Consider the following 20,064-nt stretch of genomic DNA (forward strand, 5'->3'; position numbering starts at 1 on the left):
CTCCTCTAAAAACGCAGGCGGATACCGGCGACCAGGCGGGTCTGGCCCAGATCTTGACCGTCTTCTCGGGCTTGGTTGGCACGCGAGCCGTGCAGGCGGTTGAAACTGAGCCCGACGTAGGGGGCGAAGCCGCGCGTGATTTCGTAGCGCAGGCGCAGGCCCACCTCGCTGTCGGCCAGCCCCGCGCCTTGTTCGCGCCCGGCGTCGTTGCGCCCGTAGAGGTTGGCCTCCAGGGTCGGCTCCAGTATCCAGCGGTTGGTCAGCAGCATAGCGTAAGCGGCTTCCAGGCGCAGCGCGGTCTGTTGCCGCTCGCCTGCATAGGCGGTGGCTTGCAGTTCCAGGCCGTACAACGGTGTGCCCTGGATGCCGAAGGCGGCCCAGGTTTGGCCACTGGCAGGCTTGAAGTCCTGGCGTGCACCGGCCACCAGTTCCCACCACGGGCTCACGGCATGGCCCCACAGCGCCTGTAGCTCGGCCTTGTGGGTCTTGCCCTGTTCGCGTTCGCCTTCGGTGCGCAGCCACAAGCGGTCGATATCGCCACCGACCCAGGCGGTGGCGTTCCAGTTCAGGGCACTGCTGCTCTCGAAGTTCTGGTATTCGAGCTTGTCCACGATCACTGCCCAGTTCAGCGCCCGGTCATGCGCCTGGTGCCCTGGCAATGGCGGGAAGGCGGCGCGGCGGTCGGCGTCGGTGATGACAGGCAGGGGCGTGCGAGGTTGGCTGAGGGAAGGCTGGTCATGGCCCATGCTTTCATGGGGCATGGGCATGGCCTGATGGCCCACCTGCCCGTGGTTCGTGTGTTCGGAACCAGCGGCCATCGCCCGTTCACTGGCGAGCAAGGTCAGCAGCGCCACGCCTGCCACGAGGCTGCGGTTGCGGGTGTCATTCATCGACGCGTACCTCGCGGAGCATGCCGGTCTCCATGTGGTAGAGCAAGTGGCAGTGGTAGGCCCAGCGGCCCAGCGCGTCGGCGGTTACCCGGTAGGCGCGTCGGCTGCCGGGCGGGATATCGACGGTGTGCTTGCGCACCAGGAACTGGCCATGCTCGTCTTCCAGGTCGCTCCACATGCCGTGCAGGTGGATGGGGTGAGTCATCATGGTGTCGTTGACCAGGATGATGCGCACGCGCTCACCGTAGATCAGCCGCAGCGGTTCGGCGTCGCTGAACTTGATGCCGTCGAACGACCAGGCGAAGCGCTCCATATGGCCGGTCAGGTGCAGTTCGATGTCTCGCGATGGCGGGCGGCCGTCCGGGTCGGGGTAGGGGCTGCGCAGGTCGGCGTAGGTCAGCACGCGGCGACCATTGTCACGCAGGCCTATGCCAGGATCGGCCAGGTTGGGGCGCGGTGCCATGGTCTGCATGTCCACCAGCGGGTTGTCGGTTTCACTGACCGGGTGTTGCTGCATGGCTGACATCGCGGCGTGGCCCATGCCGGCCATGCTGCCGTGGTTCATGCCCTGCGGGTTGCTGTGGTCCATGCCCGCCATGGCATCCATACCGCCGTGGCCCATGTCCTCCATGCTCAGCACCGGGCGCGGGTCGGGGGCAGGCACCGGTGCCTGCAGCCCGGCCGCACGGGCCAAGGTGCCGCGGGCAAAGCCGGTGCGGTCCATGCTCTGGGCGTACAGGGTGTAGGCGGGTTGGTCACCCACGGTCACCAGCACGTCGTAGGTCTCTGCTACGGCAATGCGCAGTTCATCCACGCTCACAGGGGTCACCGGCAAGCCGTCGGCGGCGATCACCGTCAGCTTCAGCCCGGGGATGCGGAAGTCGAAGTAGGTCATGGCTGAGGCATTGATCAGCCGCAGGCGCACGGTTTCGCCTGGCTGGAACAGGCAGGTGAAGTTGCCTTGTGGTGGTTGGCCGTTGAGCAGGTAAGTGTAGGTGGCGGCGCTGACATCGGCGAGGTCGGTTGGACTCATGCGCATGCGCGCCCAGGCCGTGCGTTCGGCGACGGTGGGGCTCCAGCCGTTTTCGGCCACGTCATCAATGAAGTCGCCAACCGTGCGCTTGTGGAAGTTGTACGCGTCGGACTGCTTCTTCAGCGTCGCCATCAGGTGTTCCGGCGCCTGGTCTGACCAGTCGCTCAATAGCAACACGTGATCGCGCTGGTAGCGGTGCGTTTCGGGCTCGCGTGGCTCGATCACGATTGCCCCGTATACCCCGGCTTGCTCCTGCAGGCCCGAATGGCTGTGGTACCAGTAGGTGCCGCTCTGGCGCAGTGTGAACTGGTACAGGTAGTCGCCGCCGGGCTCGATGCCAGCGAAGCTCAGGCCAGGCACGCCGTCCATGTTGGCCGGCAGGATGATGCCGTGCCAGTGGATCGAGGTGTCCTGCGCCAGTCGGTTGCGCACCCGCAACGTCACGGTGTCCCCTTCGCGCCAGCGCAGCAGTGGGCCGGGCAGGCTGTTGTTGACGGTCAGTGCGGTTCGCGGCCGGCCCGTGATGTTGACCGGGGTCTGGCCAATGAACAGTTCGAAATGCTGGCCGGCCAGGTCTCGGCCTTCGGCGGCCTGGGCCAGCGGGCGCCACAGCCCCAGGCCCGCCAGCGTGCTGGCGGCGCCCAGGCCTTTGACAAACGTACGGCGGGAGGGGTTGCGCAACATGGCGTGGCCTCATGCGGAAGAGCCACGATGTTCGCTGCCGCCGGCTGTCAGGTAGCTGAGGTGCACATTACAGTGTTGTCAGCTTGCTGCTTCGTCGATGCGCAGGTCGCGCATCAGCAGGCCGTAGTCGAGGGCAACCTGTTCCGGGATCGGCAGATACACCACGTGGCCATCGCCCGGTGCTACCTCGATGGCGTGCTGCTGGCGGTTGCACAGGCGGTGCAGGTCGAAGTGGTAGTTACCGCGCGGGGTCATCAGCTCCAGATGGTCGCCCACGGCGAAGCGGTTCTTCACCTTGACCTCGGCCAGGCCGTCGATGCGCACGCCGGTCAGTTCGCCTACGAACTGCTGGCGCTCGGATACCGAGTTGCCGCGCTGGTAGTTCTGGTACTCGTCGTGCACGTGGCGGCGCAGGAAACCCTCGGTGTAACCGCGTTGCGCCAGGGATTCGAGGTTGCCCATCAGGGCGCGGTCGAATGGTCGCCCGGCCACCGCGTCGTCGATCGCCTGGCGATACGACTGTACCGCGCGGGCACAGTAGAAGTGCGATTTGGTGCGGCCCTCGATCTTCAGCGAATGCACGCCCATCAAGGCCAGGCGCTCGACGTGCTGGATGGCGCGCAGGTCCTTGGCATTCATGATGTAGGTGCCGTGTTCATCCTCGAACGCCGGCATTTCAGTGCCGGGGCGGTCGCTTTCCTGCAGCAGGAACACCTGGTCGGTGGGTGCACCCAGGCCCAGGGTGGGCTGCACTTGGCGCACGATGTCACCGGTGGCGTTTTCGGTGGCCGGCGTGGCGTCGTACTTCCAGCGGCAGGCATTGGTGCAGGTGCCCTGGTTGGCGTCACGCTTGTTGAGGTAGCCCGACAGCAGGCAACGGCCGGAATAGGCCATGCACAGGGCGCCGTGCACGAACACTTCCAGCTCCATGCCCGGCACCTGCTGGCGGATTTCCTCGATTTCGTCCAGCGACAGCTCCCGCGACAGGATCACCCGGCTCAGGCCAAGTTGCTGCCAGAACTGTACGCTGGCCCAGTTGACGGTGTTGGCCTGCACCGACAGGTGCACTGGCATCTGTGGGAAGTGTTGGCGCACCAGCATGATCAGGCCGGGGTCGGACATGATCAGCGCGTCCGGCGCCATCTCGATCACGGGTGCCAGGTCCTTGAGGAAGGTCTTGAGCTTGGCATTGTGCGGCGCGATGTTGACCACCACGTAGAAGCGCTTGCCCAAGGCGTGCGCCTCCTTGATCCCCAGTGCCAGGTTGGCGTGATCGAACTCGTTGTTGCGCACCCGCAAGCTGTAACGCGGCTGGCCGGCGTAGACCGCATCGGCGCCGTAGGCAAACGCGTAGCGCATGGTCTTGAGGGTGCCGGCGGGGGCCAGCAGTTCGGGCTTGGCAGTAGGGTTCATGTGCGCACCGGGGCAAAAAGGCCGAGATGCTAGGGTCGATGGACAAGGCGCGTATTGATTTGCGTCAAGTGAGCGCGGCACTTTTGTCCAGGTGCGGTGCACTAATCACTCATAAGCCATTTGAGGAACTGCAATGAACGAAACCGCGCTACAGAACAAAGCCCTGGCAGTACTCCTGGCGCTGGTGACCATTGCCTTCTTCTGGATTCTTCTGCCGTATTACGGTGCAATCTTCTGGGCAGTGATCCTCGGCATCCTGTTCGCCCCGCTGCAGCGTCATTTGCTGATCCGCTGCGGGCGGCGGCGTAACCTTGCCGCGGCCACGTCCACGCTGGTGTGCCTGCTTGTGGCGATCCTGCCGGTGATCATCATCAGCGCCCTGCTGGTGCAAGAGGGCGCCACGCTGTACCAGCGCATCGAAAGCGGGCAGCTGGACATTGCCGGTTACGTCGAGCGCGGCAAGGACATGCTCCCGGCATTCGTCCAGCGTGGGCTGGACAACATGGGCATGGGTAACCTTGACGGTTTGCGTGACAAGATCACCAAGTGGGCAACCCAGGGTAGCCAGGTATTGGCCAGCCAGGCGTTCAGCTTTGGCCAAGGCTGGCGGTGTTCGGCCTCAACGGTTTCGTGATCGGGCCATTGATTGCGGCGCTGTTCGTCTCCAGCTGGGCGATCTTTGCCGCGACCAAGCCGCAGGTGCAATTGCCGCAATAGCGTTCTAGCTCAGGTTTGTCGGCCGTAGGAGCGGGTTCACCCGCGAAAGGGCCGGGCCGGTTGGCCAATTTCCACCCGCCGTTCACCGTTGCCGCTGCTACCGTATTCGCGGGTAAACCCGCTCCTACGCCGGATCGGGGGGGACACAGGTCGGTGATTGGGCGCAGGCCGTCGTGTAGGAGCGGGTTTACCCGCGAAGAGGCCGGGCCGGTTGGCCANCCACCCGCCGTTCACCGTTGCCGCTGCTACCGTATTCGCGGGTAAACCCGCTCCTACGCCGGATCGGGGGTGGACACAGGTCGGTGATTGGGCGCAGGCCGTCGTGTAGGAGCGGGTTTACCCGCGAAGAGGCCGGGCCGGTTGGCCAATTTCCACCCGCCGTTCACCGTTGCCGCTGCTACCGTATTCGCGGGTAAACCCGCTCCTACGCCGGATCGGGGGNCCAATTTCCACCCGCCGTTCACCGTTGCCGCTGCTACCGTATTCGCGGGTAAACCCGCTCCTACGCCGGATCGGGGGGGACACAGGTCGGTGATTGGGCGCAGGCCGTCGTGTAGGAGCGGGTTCACCCGCGAAGAGGCCGGCCCTGCTGGCCAATCTCCACCCGCCGTTTACCGTTGCCGCTGCTACCGTATTCGCGGGTAAACCCGCTCCTACGCCGGATCGGGGGTGGACACAGGTCGGTGGTTGGGTACAGGCCGTCGTGTAGGATCGGTGATGGACCCAGGTCGGTGATTGGGCGCAGGCCGCGGTAGGAGCGGCCTTGTGTGGCACAAGGGCCGCTTCCACAGCGAAACCGCAGGGGTCAGAAGGCTTGAGGCATCTCGCCCTTGGCCAGGCGCCGGTTGATGTCGGCAATTACTTCGGGCAGGTCGTTGATGGTGTCGATCAGGTAGTGCGGGCGGGAGCCGGCAAACAGTGCATGGATGCGCTGGCGCTCGCTTTCCAGTTTCTCGGCACTCAACGCCCGGAAGCCTTCCCAGGTCAGGCCCAAGGCATTACCCGAGCAGACCAGCGCCACGGTCCACATGCCGGCACGGCGGCCTTCAAGAATGCCAGGCACGGTGTCGTCCACCTTCACGCAGGCCGCTACATCGTCAATCCCCAGCGCAATCACGTTGGCCAAGGCCTGGGCCGGCCATGGGCGGCCGTTCGGGGTTTCATCGGTGGCCACTACATGGTCGGCTACGTAGCCGTTCTGCGCCGCCAGTTCCACCACCTTGTCCATCACCACTTTCGGGTAGCCCGAGCACGAGCCGATCTTCAGGCCGTCCTGGCGTAGACCGGTGAGGGTGTCCAGCGCACCGGGGATCAGTGCCGAGTGCACGGCGATCTTCTCGATCTGCAGCGGCATGAAGCGGTTGTAGATGGCGGTGACGTCATCATCGGTCGGGGTACGGCCGAACACCTTGCGGTAGCGCTCGGCAATTTCCGGTACGTCGCACAGGGTGCGGATATGGTCCCATTTGCCCATGCCCATCGGGCCTCGGGCTTCCTCGATCGACACCTGCACGTCGAACTCGGCAAAGGCCTCGACAAAGATCTGGGTGGGAGCGAATGAGCCGAAATCTACCACGGTGCCAGCCCAGTCGAGGATGGCGGCTTGCAATTGGGTGGGGTTGTTGTAGTTCATGTGCGCAAATTCCTGAGTTCGGGTGGGCAAAGCGTCAGATGTCCAGCACTTCCATTTCCCGCAGCACGTCGGCCACGGCATTCACGGCGGCCTGCATGCCGTCCGCCCCGACCACACCGATACAGCCGACGCGGAAGGTTTCGACCTGGGTCAACTTGCCCGGGTAGAGAATGAAACCCTTGGCCTTGACCCGCTCGTAGAAGTCCTTGAACTGGTAGCGGGCATCGGTGGGGGCGTGGAAGGTGACGATGATCGGCGCCTGGATCTCGGCGGGCAGGAAACTGCGCAGGCCGATGGCTGCCATGCCGTCGAGCAGCGTCTTGCAGTTGTCTGCGTAGCGCTGGTGGCGGGCCGGAAGGCCACCTTCCTCGTTGTATTGCTGCAGTGCTTCGTGCAGTGCCGCGACCACGTGGGTAGGCGGAGTGAAGCGCCATTGCCCGGTCTTGGCCATGTAGGCGTGCTGGTCGTGCAGGTCCATGGCCAGCGAGTGGGCATTGCCTTCGGCGGCCGCCAGGGCGTTTTTTTCGGCGAAGACGAAGCCCATGCCGGGTACGCCTTCCAGGCACTTTCCGGAGGCCGCGATCAGCGCTTCGAAGGGGATTTCGCGGGCATCGATCGGCAATGCTCCGAACGAGCTCATGGCATCGATGATCAGGCGCTTGCCATGGCGTTTGATCACCTGGGCGATCTCGGGCAGCGGGTTGAGGATGCCGGTGCTGGTTTCGCAGTGGATCAGCGCCACATGGGTGATGGCCGGGTCTTCGGCCAGCAGCCGATCGACGTCGGCGGCGGTGGTCGGCTGGTCTTCGGCCGTTTCGAAGGTGCTGTAGGTGCGGCCCAGCACTTTGCAGATCTTCGCCAGGCGTTGGCCGTACGCGCCGTTGATCAGTACCAGAACCTTGCCATCGCGTGGCACCAAGGTGCCGATGGCCGCTTCCACGGCGAAGGTACCGCTGCCTTGCAGGGGAACGCAGTGGTGGCTGCTGGCGCCGTCGATGATGGCCAACAGTTGTTCGCAGACGCTGGCAGTCAATTGGTTGAAGTCACGGTCCCAGGAGCCCCAGTCCACCAGCATGGCTTGGCGGGTGCGGATTGATGTGGTCAGGGGACCTGGGGTCAGCAGAATCGGGGCGTTGCTCATTCCGTTATTCCTCACAAGCGGTGGGCTGAAACTACGGGGCCTAGGTTGCAATTCGCGCTGCCATCAATCAAATTGTTTGTTGTTATCCCAGCTATAAGTCAGGCCGATGAATATGAATCTGTTCCAGCTACGCGCCTTCGACGCCGTGGCCCGTGAGGGCAGTTTTACCCGTGCTGCCGAGCGCCTGTTCATCAGCCAGCCGGCGGTGACCGGGCACGTCAAGGCCCTGGAGGAGCACTACCAGATCACCTTGTTGCGGCGTACTGCACGGCGCGTGGAGCTGACCGAAGAGGGCACGCGCCTGGCGGCCATCACGCGCGCCATGTTCGGCCTGGCCGAAGAAGCGCAGGCCATGCTCGAGGCCAACCGTCAGTTGCTGACCGGGCGCCTGGAGGTAGCTGCCGACGGACCGCACCGGGTCATGCCGATGCTGGCGCTGCTGCGTGAACGATACCCAGGCGTCACCGTCAACTTGCGTCTGGGCAACGCACAGGAGACGTTGGCTGCGCTGCTCGGCGAGCATGCCGACGTGGCGGTGCTGACTGAAATCGAGCCGCGCAAAGGGCTGCATCTGCAAAATCTATGTGAGTCGCGCCTGTGTGCGTTGTTACCCGTGGGGCACGCCTGGGCCGGCGCGCGGGAGGACTTGCCGTTGGCCGAGCTGCACCAGCAGATCATGGTGCTGCGCGAGCCTGGCTCCACCACCCGGCGCACCTTCGACAAGGCCTGCATCAAGGCGGGTGTGCAACCGCGTGTTTTGCTGGAGCTGGACAGCCGGGAGGCGGTAACCGAGGCAGTGGCCTCGCAGCTGGGGATTGGCGTTGTTTCTTCCACTGAAGTGGCCAATGATCCCCGTGTGGTGGCACGATCCTTGGCCGGCGAGGGGCTTGTCAACCAACACGTGATCGGCTGCCTGGAGCGCCGTCGGGAACTGCGCCTGATTCAGGCATTCCTGAGCCTGGCAGCGGGGCTGTGATGGCTGTTTGCAGCGGGGCACCCTAATATGGCCGGCAATCAGCCGACAGGACCGTCGATGAGCGACAAAGACACCATTTCCATGCAACTGGTGCGCGAAGCGCTGTTGCAGACCTGCCCTTCCGGTGAGCCTGACAGTGGCTTGCTGGCCAGGGCGGGCATCGCCGTTGAACAACTGCACCTGCCAGAGGCAAGGGTCAGTGCCGAGTCCTATGCCCGCCTGTGGCGCTTGCTGGCCCGGCGCTGCAACGACGAGTTTTTCGCGATGGACCCGCGCGGTCTGTGCAGTGGCAGCCTGGCGTTCATGTGCCGTGCCAGCATGGGCCAACCGACTCTGGGTGCAGGCCTGGAAACCTCGCTGGCCTTTCTGTCGCTGATGCTTCAAGACATGCAGCCCAGCCTGGTGCGCCAGCAAGGGCTGGCCGAAATTGTCATCAATGAGCCGCGTGACGAACCGCGCCGCGCGTTCACCTATTTCACCTTCTGGATGATCGTGCATGGCGTGACCTGCTGGCTGGCCGGGCGGCGTATCCCGATTCTGAGCATTGATCTGCGTTGTGCCGAACCCCCCTTTTGCGACGACTACCGGGTCATGTTTTCGGAAAACCTGCATTTTGAGCGTCCACGCACACGCATGATCATTGCTTCGCAATGCCTCGACTTGCCTCTTCGGCGCAGCGAGGAGGAACTGCAGCGTTTTCTTGCCGAAGCGCCGGGCAATATCCTGGTCAAGTACCGTGACCCGGCCAGTCTCGGGCGGCGTATCCGCACCGACCTGTTGCGCCTGGCCCCTGCGCAATGGCCCGATGCTGACCGCCTGGCTCGACAGTTGTGCCTGTCGCCATCGACCCTGCGGCGGCGCCTGGCAGAAGAGGGGCAGAACTACCAGGGCTTGAAGGACAGCGTACGACGGGAGCTGGCGATCGCCTGGCTCAGCCAGGAAGACGTGGCCATGGGCGAGCTTGCCGAGCGTTTGGGGTTCGCCGACAGCAGCTCGTTCTATAAGGCATTTCGCAAGTGGTTCGGCTGCAACCCGGGGCATTATCGGGCATTGATCCAGGCGCGAGGGGCAGGGCACTGAAGGGCGAACGCTTCCCGCCGTAGTGCGTTACCGCGCGGGCCCAGAAGGCTTTCCGAGCAGGCGCCGATCGAACCCGTTCCCTCTGCATCCTGGTCCGGCATTTGAACAACATGGTTGGCTTCGTCAAATAGCTAGGGAACCCACCATGATCATCAACGCGACGGGCCATGACCCATTCATCGGTGCCCGATTACCTGAATGGCTCAAACGCGCGTCAAGGGGCCAGATCAACACTCTGCGCACCAGCCTGAACGCGCACCACGCCAGCCAGGCACGCTTGAGTGGCCTGACACTTGAGTTACTGCCGCTCCAGCAGTTTGCCGAGAAGCACCTGGCGGCTTTGCTGGATGCACCGTTGCCGGACGGGCAGGTATTTACCCAGCTCGAGTGGCTGCGGGTGGCGCCACACTTCGGCACACTGCCCGGTACCTTGCAACAGACATACGGGTACAGCCAGACGCGTGAGAACGGGTTACTGCGGCTGATGCGCAACTTTGCTGCGAATACCCGCTACTACGAGGGCACGGGGCTGGTTTTGCCAGGCAGCGACAAACCATTGAATGCATCGCTGGAAGCATTGATTACGGCCTGTCGCAATCTGGACGTAGGTCAGCGTTATCAGGACGCGTTGCAAAGGATCTTCCCGCCAGCTACCCAGGCGGTGCTGGCTGAAGACAAACGTTCGGGGTTGAAGCTGGCGACCGAGCTTGCGGCTTTGCAGGGAAGCATAAGCGTCGATGTGCAGCTTGCCTTGCGTGAAGTGCTGGACCCCGCTCAGGAGCGGCGACAACAAGGGCTCGAAGGCAAAGCCATGCTGTTGAGGGCAATAGGGAAACCTGTGGTCGATGGCTTGCTGATTCACCTGCATGACAAGGCGGGAAATGAACGGGGCATCGTACTTTACCTGCCTGGTGATCCCCGGCAGGCATTGCGGTTCTTCGACAATGCCGCCTCCATGAACAGTACCGTGGCGAGGTTGTTGCAAGATCCCGGTTACTGGCAGTACTTCACACAGCTCATCAGCCTTGAGCACCGTGCAGGTTTTGTCAGTACCCTCGGCAAGCGCCTGAAAGACAAGCTGCCGGACCTGGAGCTTGAGGGTGAAACACCTGGAGGAGGGGTTTTCACGCAACTGGCGACTCGGCAAGTGCAACGGGTCAAGGAAGATGCCCGGTTGCTGCTGGTACCAACCGCTGACGCTGATAGCCGGGCGATTAGCGCCAGACACGCTGAGTGGAAGGCGGCAGGTCTGGACCTGGTAAACCTCGCCGGCCTTTTCATCCCGGCTGTGGGGGGCGTGCTGCTGGGGCAGGTGGTTGCCCAGACGTGCGCCGAAGTGTTCGAAGGGATGAGGGATTGGTCGAAGGGGCACCAACACGAAGCGCTGCAGCATCTGCTGGGGGTCGCCGAAACCTTGGCGGCTACCGCGGCGACGGTGGCGGGTGTCAGTTTTGTGCGCAGTGCGTTTGTCGCGGGCCTGGAGCCGGTAAGCGTTGGGAATGGGCGCGGTCGGCTGTGGCAGTTCAACGCCAGGAATTATCGATCATTGCCGGGCCCTGTCGATCTGCTCGAGGAGGAGCGCGGTGGCGAGGCGGGCTGCCGCTGGGTCCGTATCGATGGACGTTCCCTCGAAGTGCACCAGCCCGTCGCCGATGGCCCCTATCGCCTGCGCCATGCAGCGAGTGAGGGGGGCTACGGGCCGGTCGTGTTGCACAACGGTGAGCGTGGCTGGCAGCTGATGCGTGAACAACCCTTAAGCTGGCAGGCGCCTGCCCGCATGCCGGATGCATTATGGCCACAGCTTTCCCCTGTCGACGCGCATCAGGCCGAGCAGATAATGCGGGTGGCAGGTATCGATGCAGACTTGTTGCGCGGCGTTCTCGTGGAGAATCGCCCGGCGCCGGTGAGCCTTGGCCAAACGTTGCGCGCCTTCCAGGCGCATGCACGCATTCAAAGGTTTTTCCAGCGTGTTCGGCTGAAGGCGTTGATGCCATCGGACAGGGAGCTGCTGGCCTGGTGTGAAGCAAGGCCAGGCGTGGGCGCCGGACTGGAGCAGATGCAGGTGCATGAGGCCGGGTTGCGGCCGCAATTGTTTGCTCACCTGACAGAACAGTCACTGGCAGCAGACCCGCTCAGCATGTTGGTAAAACGCGACTTCCCGGGTTTGCCTTCGGCCTACATAAATGAAGTAACCGGCCAGGCGCATGAGCTTGAGCACCAAATGGCGCGGGTCGAGCGGCGGCTGCCATTGCCGTGCGCGAAGAACGCCCGTTCGCTCTTGCGTCTGGCTCGCCTGAGCCGGGGGCTGGCGGGGTTGTATCTGAGCACGGCGTACAGTGATGTCACCGGCGAGTTGGCCCTTGCGTTGCTGGATAGCTTCGAACTCGAGCAACTTGACCTCGACTTGCGCGACCGCGGGCTGGATGGGCGGTCTATCAGGCGCCTCGGTAGCGGCGGGCGAACCGAGGCAAGAAGAATAGTGGTCCGGCATGAAGGCAGGTTTCTGATCTACAACGGGTCAGGTGTGCCACACGTGCTTATCGCTGACGAGCCGGGATGTATCTTCGAGGCGCTTTTTGCCGCACTGACATCAGAGCAGCGGGCAGCGATGCAACTGGTGGGCAGTGCGGCGGCGAGCCAACTGCGTGAGAAGCTTCTGGCGCGGTTACCCGCTACCCATTGGGATATCGCGCGCATGCTCGGCTGGCCAGAGGAGCAGGCCTGGCTCAATCCAGGGCGTCGCATGGACGATGGGCGCGTGGGATACCCGCTCAGTGGTCGCCCTGGCGCTGCTCCCAGGGATGAGCGAGCGATCATTCGCGATCAGCTACGATCGCTTTATCCTGGCCTGGACGAGGCCGCGCTCGATGTGGAGCTGGCGCGTGTGCAACAAGGCCCGCAGCCAGTCTTCGAGCGCCTGGTAGAACTGCAGGAAGCACATGACCAGCTAGTGCTGTACCTCAACCGCTGGGTCGGTGCCGAGTTGCAGGAGGGTCGACGCGCCGACCGCAGGTTGACGGCCGACAGCATCCTGCGAGCCTGGCGACTGCAGGGCGAGCCTGTTTCGGCCGGCGAGGGGCAAACACAGGGGCAGCGCTTGTCGATGAGCGGTTTGAGTTTGCGCACACTGCCGGCACTACCGCCGCACATCGATTTCCATCGCATTACCCTGCTGAGCGTGAACGACACCCTGATTACTGACATTCCGGCCGACTTCCTTCGCCCGTTTACTGCCTTGACGCACCTGAACCTCAACAACAACGCGTTGATGCGTCTACCAACAGGCATTGCCCATTTACCGAATCTTCAATCGCTTCGGTTGGCGCATAACGAGATACGCCTCGACGCCCAGGCGATCAGCGTTCTGCATGGTTTGTCCAACCTTGTGCATCTTGATCTCAGTCATAACCGGCTGGAAGCGCTCGACATGAGCTTCCACCAACTTTCTCGGCTGACAAGCCTGAACCTGCGTCATTGTCGGCTGGGCAGCTGGCCGCGTCGCCTGGAGCTCTGTGGTCTACTTGAACGTGCTGACTTGCGCAACAACCAACTCCGCGAAGTGCCCACCGAGATCCAGCTGATGCCTTATGCATTTCGACAGGCCATTCTGATGGAGGACAACCCCTTGTCGGTCATGCAGCAACGAAGGTTGTATGCCCTCGATGTGATCGAAGAACACCGGCACTCACCTGAGCAGTTGGGGTCAGTTGACCTGGCCAGGGCCCGTACGCGTTGGGTAGGCCATACGGATGCGACGGTTCAGGCCGAGCGTGAGGCCGTGTGGCTGCGGTTGCTGGCGCAAGCAGGTAGCAGCGGGTTGTTCAGGTTGTTGGCTCGCCTGGAGATGACTGCGGACTACAGCCAAGCGGGTGAAGGGCGGGATGCGCTGGTTGACGGGGTATGGACACTGCTGGCTACGCTGGACGGCGACCCGGTGCTGTGCCGGCGGATTTTTGAGCGGGCCGGCCTGCCGCTGTCATGTTCGGACGCCGTTGCCAGCCATTTCAGTGCATTGCAGGTATTGGTGAGGCAGGCGCAGGCCGAAGCCGCCGCAGTCAACCCTGAACGCAGGGGCGAGTTGCTTGAACTGGGCAGGCAACTGTTCCGGCTGGATCAACTGGAAGGGATTGCCTACCAGGATGGCCGGCAGCGTCTGGCTGCCAGTGAACATGTTGACCAGTTGGCATTGGGGCTGGCTTACAGGGTGCAACTTCGTAGCCGTTTGCGGTTGCCCAACCAGCCGTATGCCATGCGCTATCCCGAGTCTGTCGCGCTGACACAGGCCCAGGTAGAGGATGCGTTCCTGCGGGTTACGCGCGCGCAGACCATCGAGGGCCTGACCGATAGCCTGAGCCAGCGCGCGTTCTGGCGCCGTTACCTGCGCCAGCAACATGACCAAATGTTCGATGCCCTCAGTGCGGATTACACTCGGCGCACGCTTGAGCTGCAGGCTCAACGTCCTGTCTTGGCGCCCGCGGCCTTCGAGCAGCAACTACGCCGGCTGCAGGAACAGCAGGTCCTCGATATCGAGCGCCTGGTCGCAGGGCTCACCCAGTCCTACCTGCGTGCAGCCGAGCGCGCAGAGGGGTGATTAGCGGCGGCCAAACCAGTCATCCAGATTGACAGCTTTGGCCATTGCCGCCGCGCATGAGCGGCGCGAACATCGTCGGACCGATGCTTCAACTCCAAAAACAAGAAACCAGGAGTCCGATGATGCGCGATTACGCCGAGGCCGCTCGTACGTTCGACCATGACCAGGCCGTTGTGACGGCATTGCACGGCAACCTTGAAGCCCTTAATGCCTGTGTCGAATGCTGTGACCGGCATGCCGGTGACGGCAGGCTGGCACTGATTCATGAGGACCGCGATGGTAACAGCGCGCGCTATAGCTTCGATCAGCTTCAGGTGCAGGCTGCCCGGTTCGCCAATGTGTTAAAGGCGCAGGGGGTAGGCGCCGGAGACCGGGTTGCCGGCTTGATGCCGCGTACCCCTGAACTGCTGGTGACCATCCTCGCTACCTGGCGCCTCGGGGCGGTTTACCAGCCCTTGTTCACCGCGTTCGGCCCCAAGGCCATCGAGCACCGGCTTGAGCAATCCCATGCCCGAGTGGTGGTCACCGATAGCCACAACCGCGCCAAGCTGGACGACGTGCATGCCTGCCCGACCATCATCACTGTCAAGGCCCGCAGTGGTGAGCTGGACTTCCAGCAATGCCTGGAACGCGCAGCGGACGTATGTGAGCCGGTGATGCGCTCAGGCAACGATCCATTCCTGCTGATGTTCACTTCCGGAACCACTGGCCCGGCAAAACCCCTGGAAGTGCCACTGCGTGCGATCGTCGCGTTTCAGGGCTACATGCGTGATGCCATCGAGCTGCTGCCCGAGGACAACTTCTGGAACCTGGCCGACCCGGGTTGGGCTTACGGCTTGTATTACGCCGTTACCGGTCCGTTGTCGCTGGGGCACGCCACCACGTTCTACGATGGCCCGTTCAGTGTCGAGAGCTGCGCCCGGGTGATCGACAAGCTGGGTATCACCAACCTGGCCGGTTCGCCGACCGCGTATCGCTTGCTGATTGCGGCGGGCAAAGATTTCTCGGCACCGATCAAGGGCCGCCTGCGGGTGGTCAGCAGTGCCGGCGAACCGCTTAACCCCGAGGTGATCCGCTGGTTCGCCGACGAGCTGGGCGTGACCATTCACGATCACTACGGCCAGACCGAACTGGGCATGGTGCTGTGCAACCACCATGGCCTGCAGCATCCGGTGCACCTGGGTTCTGCCGGCTATGCCATCCCCGGCCACCGCATCGTGGTGGTGGACGAGCAGGGCAACGAACTGCCAGCCGGCCAGCCAGGCATCCTCGCCGTTGACCGTGAGCAGTCGCCGCTGTGCTGGTTCGGCGGTTACCACGGCCTGCCGACCAAAGCCTTCGTCGGCAAGTACTACCTCAGCGGCGACACTGTCGAGCTGAACCCGGATGGCAGCATCAGCTTCGTTGGCCGTAGCGACGACGTGATCACCACCTCCGGTTACCGGGTGGGGCCGTTCGATGTGGAAAGCGCGTTGATCGAGCACCCGGCGGTGATCGAGGCAGCGGTGATCGGCAAGCCCGACCCGGAGCGTACCGAGCTGATCAAGGCGTTCGTGGTATTGGCCAGCGGCTACGCCGGCAGCGTCGAGCTGGAAGAAACCTTGCGCCAGCATGTGCGCCAGCGCCTCTACGCGCATGCCTACCCCAGGGAAATCGAATTCGTCAGCGAGCTGCCCAAGACCCCGAGCGGCAAGCTGCAACGCTTCATCCTGCGCAACCAGGAAGTCGCCAAACAACAAGCGCAACAGGCCACCCCTGCCAGCGTCTGAAAGGAAAGTACTCATGCACATAGCCAATAAACATTTCATCGTCAGCGGCGCCGCTTCCGGGCTGGGTGCTGCGACTGCACAGATGCTGGTCGAGGCTGGCGCCAAGGTCATGCTGGTCGACCTCAATGCCCAGGCTGTCGAAGCCAAGGCCCGCGAACTGGGCGACAATGCCCGTTTCACCGTGGCTGATATCAGTGACGAGCAGGCGGCCCAGTCGGCTGTCGATGCAGCTGTCAGCGCCTTTGGCAGCTTGCATGGGTTGGTCAATTGTGCCGGCATCGTCGGTGCCGAGAAGGTGCTGGGCAAGCAGGGCCCGCATGGCCTGGCCAGCTTCGCCAAGGTCATCAACGTCAACCTGATCGGCAGCTTCAACCTGTTGCGTCTGGCTGCGGCGGCCATGGCCGAAGGGGCTGCCGATGAGAGCGGCGAGCGTGGGGTCATCATCAACACGGCCTCCATTGCCGCCTATGACGGCCAGATTGGCCAGGCCGCCTACGCTGCCTCCAAGGGGGCCATTGCCAGCCTGACCTTGCCGGCCGCGCGCGAACTGGCACGCTTCGGCATCCGCGTGATGACCATCGCTCCGGGTATCTTTGAAACCCCTATGATGGCCGGCATGAGCGAAGAGGTACGTGCTTCGCTGGCTGCCGGCGTACCGTTCCCGCCCCGCTTGGGCCGCCCGCAGGAATACGCCGCGCTGGCCCGCCATATCATCGAGAACAGCATGCTCAACGGTGAGGTCATCCGCTTCGACGGTGCGCTGCGCATGGCTGCCAAGTAAGGAGAGCGAACATGACCCTCGCCAATGACCCCATCGTTATCGTCAGCGCCGTGCGCACGCCCATGGGCGGGTTGCAGGGCGACCTCAAGAGCCTGACTGCGCCGCAACTGGGCAGCGCCGCCATTCGTGCTGCCGTGGAACGTGCCAGCATCGATGCCGCCTGTGTCGAGCAGGTACTGTTCGGCTGCGTGCTGCCGGCCGGCCAGGGCCAGGCGCCGGCACGCCAGGCCGCGCTGGGCGCCGGGCTGGACAAACACACCACCTGCACCACCTTGAACAAGATGTGCGGCTCGGGTATGCAAGCCGCGATCATGGCCCATGACCTGCTGCTGGCCGGCACCGCAGACGTGGTAGTGGCGGGTGGCATGGAAAGCATGACCAACGCGCCGTACCTGCTGGACAAAGCCCGTGGCGGCTACCGCATGGGCCACGGCAAGATCATCGACCACATGTTCATGGACGGCCTCGAAGACGCCTACGACAAAGGCCGCCTGATGGGCACCTTTGCCGAGGACTGTGCCCAGGCCAATGCCTTCAGCCGCGAAGCCCAGGACCAGTTCGCCATCGCCTCGCTGACCCGAGCGCAGGATGCCATCAGCAGCGGTCGTTTTGCCGCCGAGATCGTGCCGGTGGAAGTCACCGAGGGCAAGGAAAAGCGCGTCATCAAGGATGACGAGCAGCCGCCCAAGGCGCGCCTGGACAAGATTGCGCAGCTCAAACCGGCGTTTCGTGAAGGCGGCACCGTGACGGCGGCCAACGCCAGTTCGATTTCCGACGGCGCTGCGGCGCTGGTACTGATGCGCCGCTCCGAGGCCGACAAACGTGGCCTCAAGCCATTGGCCGTCATCCACGGTCACGCCGCCTTTGCCGACACCCCGGCGTTGTTCCCGACCGCCCCGATCGGCGCGATCGACAAACTGATGAAGCGCACCGGCTGGAACCTGGCCGAAGTCGACCTGTTCGAAATCAACGAGGCCTTCGCCGTGGTCACCCTGGCGGCCATGAAACACCTCGATCTGCCACACGACAAGGTCAATATCCACGGCGGCGCTTGCGCCCTCGGCCACCCGATCGGCGCTTCTGGCGCACGTATTCTGGTCACCCTGTTGTCGGCCTTGCGCCAGAACAATCTGCGTCGGGGTGTGGCGGCCATCTGCATCGGCGGTGGCGAGGCCACGGCCATGGCTGTTGAATGCCTGTACTGAGGTGAACCATGCTGGTAAATGACGAGCAACAACAGATTGCCGACGCGGTACGTGCTTTCGCCCAGGAACGCCTGAAGCCGTTTGCCGAGCAATGGGACAAGGAACATCGCTTCCCGAAAGTGGCCATCGACGAAATGGCCGAACTGGGCCTGTTCGGCATGCTGGTGCCGGAGCAGTGGGGCGGTAGCGACACCGGTTATGTGGCCTATGCCATGGCCTTGGAGGAAATCGCCGCGGGCGATGGCGCCTGCTCGACCATCATGAGCGTGCACAACTCGGTGGGTTGCGTGCCGATCCTGCGCTTCGGCAACGAGCAGCAGAAAGAGCAGTTCCTCACCCCGCTGGCCACAGGTGCGATGCTCGGAGCTTTCGCCCTGACCGAGCCGCAGGCTGGCTCCGATGCAAGCAGCCTGAAGACCCGCGCCCGCCTGGAAGGCGACCACTACGTGCTCAATGGCAGCAAGCAGTTCATTACCTCGGGGCAGAACGCCGGCGTCGTGATCGTGTTTGCAGTCACCGACCCGGAGGCTGGCAAGCGAGGCATCAGCGCCTTCATCGTGCCGACCGATTCGCCGGGCTACCAGGTAGCGAGGGTGGAGGACAAACTCGGCCAGCACGCCTCCGACACCTGCCAGATCGTTTTCGACAATGTGCGCGTGCCAGTGGCCAACCGGCTGGGCGCGGAGGGTGAAGGCTACAAGATCGCCCTGGCCAACCTTGAAGGCGGCCGTATCGGCATCGCCTCGCAAGCGGTGGGTATGGCCCGCGCGGCGTTCGAAGTGGCGCGGGACTATGCCAACGAGCGCCAGAGCTTTGGCAAAGCGCTGATCGAGCACCAGGCCGTGGCGTTTCGCCTGGCCGACATGGCAACGAAAATTTCCGTTGCCCGGCAGATGGTATTGCACGCCGCCGCCCTTCGTGATGCGGGGCGCCCGGCGCTGGTGGAAGCGTCGATGGCCAAGCTGTTTGCCTCGGAAATGGCCGAAAAGGTCTGTTCGGATGCCTTGCAGACCCTGGGCGGTTATGGCTATCTGAGTGACTTCCCGCTGGAGCGGATCTACCGCGACGTTCGGGTTTGCCAGATCTACGAAGGCACCAGCGACATTCAGCGCATGGTCATTGCGCGCAATCTTTGAAGGAGCAGACTGCATGGCATTCGAAACCATCCTGTTGGACATCCACGGCAAGGTCGGCCTGATCACCCTCAACCGGCCGCAGGCGCTCAATGCGCTGAACGCGCAGATTGTCGGCGAGATCAACCAGGCTCTGGACCAGCTCGAGCGCGACCCGAACATCGGCTGCGTGGTGCTGACAGGCTCGGCCAAAGCCTTTGCCGCTGGCGCCGACATCAAGGAAATGGCCGAGCTGCAATACCCGCAGATTTACGTCGACGACTTGTTCAGCGACGCCGACCGCATTGCCAATCGCCGTAAGCCGATCATTGCTGCCGTGTCTGGATTTGCCCTGGGCGGCGGCTGTGAGCTGGCGATGATGTGCGACTTTATCCTCGCTGCGGACAATGCCAAATTTGGTCAACCGGAAATCAACCTGGGCGTTCTGCCGGGCATGGGCGGCACCCAGCGCCTGACGCGTGCGGTGGGCAAGGCCAAGGCCATGGAGCTTTGCCTGACCGGCCGCCTGATGGGGGCGGAAGAAGCCGAGCGTGCAGGCCTGGTGGCGCGGATCGTGCCGCAAGCAGAGCTGGTGGAAGAGGCGCTGAAGGTGGCCGCGGCCATTGCCAGCAAGTCGATTCCGGTGAGCATGATGGTCAAGGAGAGCGTCAACCGAGCATTTGAAGTCACCCTCAGCGAGGGGGTTCGCTTTGAGCGTCGGGTCTTCCATGCGGCTTTCGCCACCGAAGACCAGAAAGAAGGCATGGCCGCATTCATCGCCAAGCGTGAGGCACAGTTCAAGGACCGTTGATCAGACTCGGTTCGTTGCCGTTGCCGTTGCCGTTGCCGTTGCCGTTGCCGTTGCCGTTGCCGTTGCCGTTGCCGTGGCTTTTGCTTCTAAGTGCGCGATAGTTCAGGCGACGCAGATTGCGACTTCAGGAGGCCGAGCGCAGGGCTTGCGGAGGGAGGTGACGGGCATGGATGCCCGTCAAGCGCTGAGGCCCCATGGATGGGGCCTGCAGCGCGTACTCCCGGGAGG

The 20,064-nt window shown here is 63.5% G+C and carries 13 protein-coding genes and 1 pseudogene; 9 read left to right on the plus strand and 5 right to left on the minus strand.

Features of this window, described 5'->3' with window-relative positions:
• Positions 1–5 precede the first annotated feature (5 nt).
• The 3 genes from FQ668_RS10835 to yegQ all read right to left on the minus strand — a co-directional run bounded on the left by FQ668_RS10835 (position 6) and on the right by yegQ (position 4,020).
• Positions 6–890, minus strand: a complete 885-nt coding sequence (locus FQ668_RS10835; protein WP_134697965.1) for a copper resistance protein B — start codon at positions 888–890, stop codon at positions 6–8.
• Positions 883–2,607, minus strand: coding sequence for a copper resistance system multicopper oxidase (locus FQ668_RS10840; protein ID WP_144180087.1), 1,725 nt, complete (start codon positions 2,605–2,607; stop codon positions 883–885). Before FQ668_RS10840 ends, FQ668_RS10835 begins: the two co-directional genes overlap by 8 nt.
• A 78-nt stretch (positions 2,608–2,685) precedes the next feature.
• Positions 2,686–4,020, minus strand: a complete 1,335-nt coding sequence (yegQ, locus tag FQ668_RS10845) for a tRNA 5-hydroxyuridine modification protein YegQ (RefSeq protein WP_144180090.1) — start codon at positions 4,018–4,020, stop codon at positions 2,686–2,688.
• A gap of 133 nt (positions 4,021–4,153) precedes the next feature.
• On the opposite strand from yegQ, the pseudogene FQ668_RS10850 reads away from it, so the two are divergent.
• Positions 4,154–4,737 (plus strand): annotated as a pseudogene (locus FQ668_RS10850) (AI-2E family transporter).
• Between the two features lie 805 nt (positions 4,738–5,542).
• On the opposite strand, the gene phnX reads toward FQ668_RS10850, so the two are convergent.
• Positions 5,543–6,370 (minus strand): phosphonoacetaldehyde hydrolase, encoded by an 828-nt coding sequence (gene phnX / locus FQ668_RS10865; protein WP_003250077.1) that lies wholly within the window; start codon positions 6,368–6,370, stop codon positions 5,543–5,545.
• A gap of 34 nt (positions 6,371–6,404) precedes the next feature.
• On the minus strand, positions 6,405–7,511 hold the full coding sequence (locus tag FQ668_RS10870; RefSeq protein WP_014591727.1) for a 2-aminoethylphosphonate--pyruvate transaminase: 1,107 nt from the start codon (positions 7,509–7,511) through the stop codon (positions 6,405–6,407).
• Positions 7,512–7,623: 112 nt separating this feature from the next.
• Between FQ668_RS10870 and FQ668_RS10875 the strand changes: the two genes are divergently transcribed.
• From FQ668_RS10875 to FQ668_RS10910, 8 genes are all read left to right on the plus strand, one after another.
• Positions 7,624–8,487 carry a LysR substrate-binding domain-containing protein gene (locus FQ668_RS10875; RefSeq protein ID WP_110159742.1) on the plus strand — a complete coding sequence of 288 codons (864 nt, stop codon included), beginning with the start codon at positions 7,624–7,626 and terminating at the stop codon, positions 8,485–8,487.
• A 57-nt stretch (positions 8,488–8,544) separates the two neighbouring features.
• Entirely contained in the window at positions 8,545–9,567 is a 1,023-nt protein-coding gene (locus FQ668_RS10880) for an AraC family transcriptional regulator (protein ID WP_076403381.1), read from the plus strand.
• A 145-nt stretch (positions 9,568–9,712) separates the two neighbouring features.
• Positions 9,713–14,158 carry an NEL-type E3 ubiquitin ligase domain-containing protein gene (locus FQ668_RS10885; RefSeq protein ID WP_144180096.1) on the plus strand — a complete coding sequence of 1,482 codons (4,446 nt, stop codon included), beginning with the start codon at positions 9,713–9,715 and terminating at the stop codon, positions 14,156–14,158.
• Positions 14,159–14,280: 122 nt separating this feature from the next.
• Positions 14,281–15,927 (plus strand): acyl-CoA synthetase, encoded by a 1,647-nt coding sequence (locus FQ668_RS10890; RefSeq protein WP_144180099.1) that lies wholly within the window; start codon positions 14,281–14,283, stop codon positions 15,925–15,927.
• A gap of 13 nt (positions 15,928–15,940) precedes the next feature.
• On the plus strand, positions 15,941–16,708 hold the full coding sequence (locus FQ668_RS10895) for an SDR family NAD(P)-dependent oxidoreductase (RefSeq protein WP_144180102.1): 768 nt from the start codon (positions 15,941–15,943) through the stop codon (positions 16,706–16,708).
• An 11-nt stretch (positions 16,709–16,719) separates the two neighbouring features.
• On the plus strand, positions 16,720–17,913 hold the full coding sequence (locus FQ668_RS10900; RefSeq protein ID WP_019437598.1) for an acetyl-CoA C-acyltransferase: 1,194 nt from the start codon (positions 16,720–16,722) through the stop codon (positions 17,911–17,913).
• A gap of 8 nt (positions 17,914–17,921) precedes the next feature.
• A complete protein-coding gene (locus tag FQ668_RS10905) occupies positions 17,922–19,049 on the plus strand; it encodes an acyl-CoA dehydrogenase (RefSeq protein ID WP_110159746.1) in 1,128 nt (375 codons plus the stop codon).
• A 13-nt stretch (positions 19,050–19,062) separates the two neighbouring features.
• Positions 19,063–19,836 carry an enoyl-CoA hydratase gene (locus tag FQ668_RS10910; protein ID WP_014591720.1) on the plus strand — a complete coding sequence of 258 codons (774 nt, stop codon included), beginning with the start codon at positions 19,063–19,065 and terminating at the stop codon, positions 19,834–19,836.
• The last annotated feature ends 228 nt before the right edge of the window (positions 19,837–20,064 follow it).

Origin of the sequence: Pseudomonas sp. Kh14 (assembly GCF_900291005.1) — a bacterium.
In the GTDB taxonomy this organism is placed as follows: Bacteria; Pseudomonadota; Gammaproteobacteria; order Pseudomonadales; family Pseudomonadaceae; genus Aquipseudomonas; species Aquipseudomonas alloputida.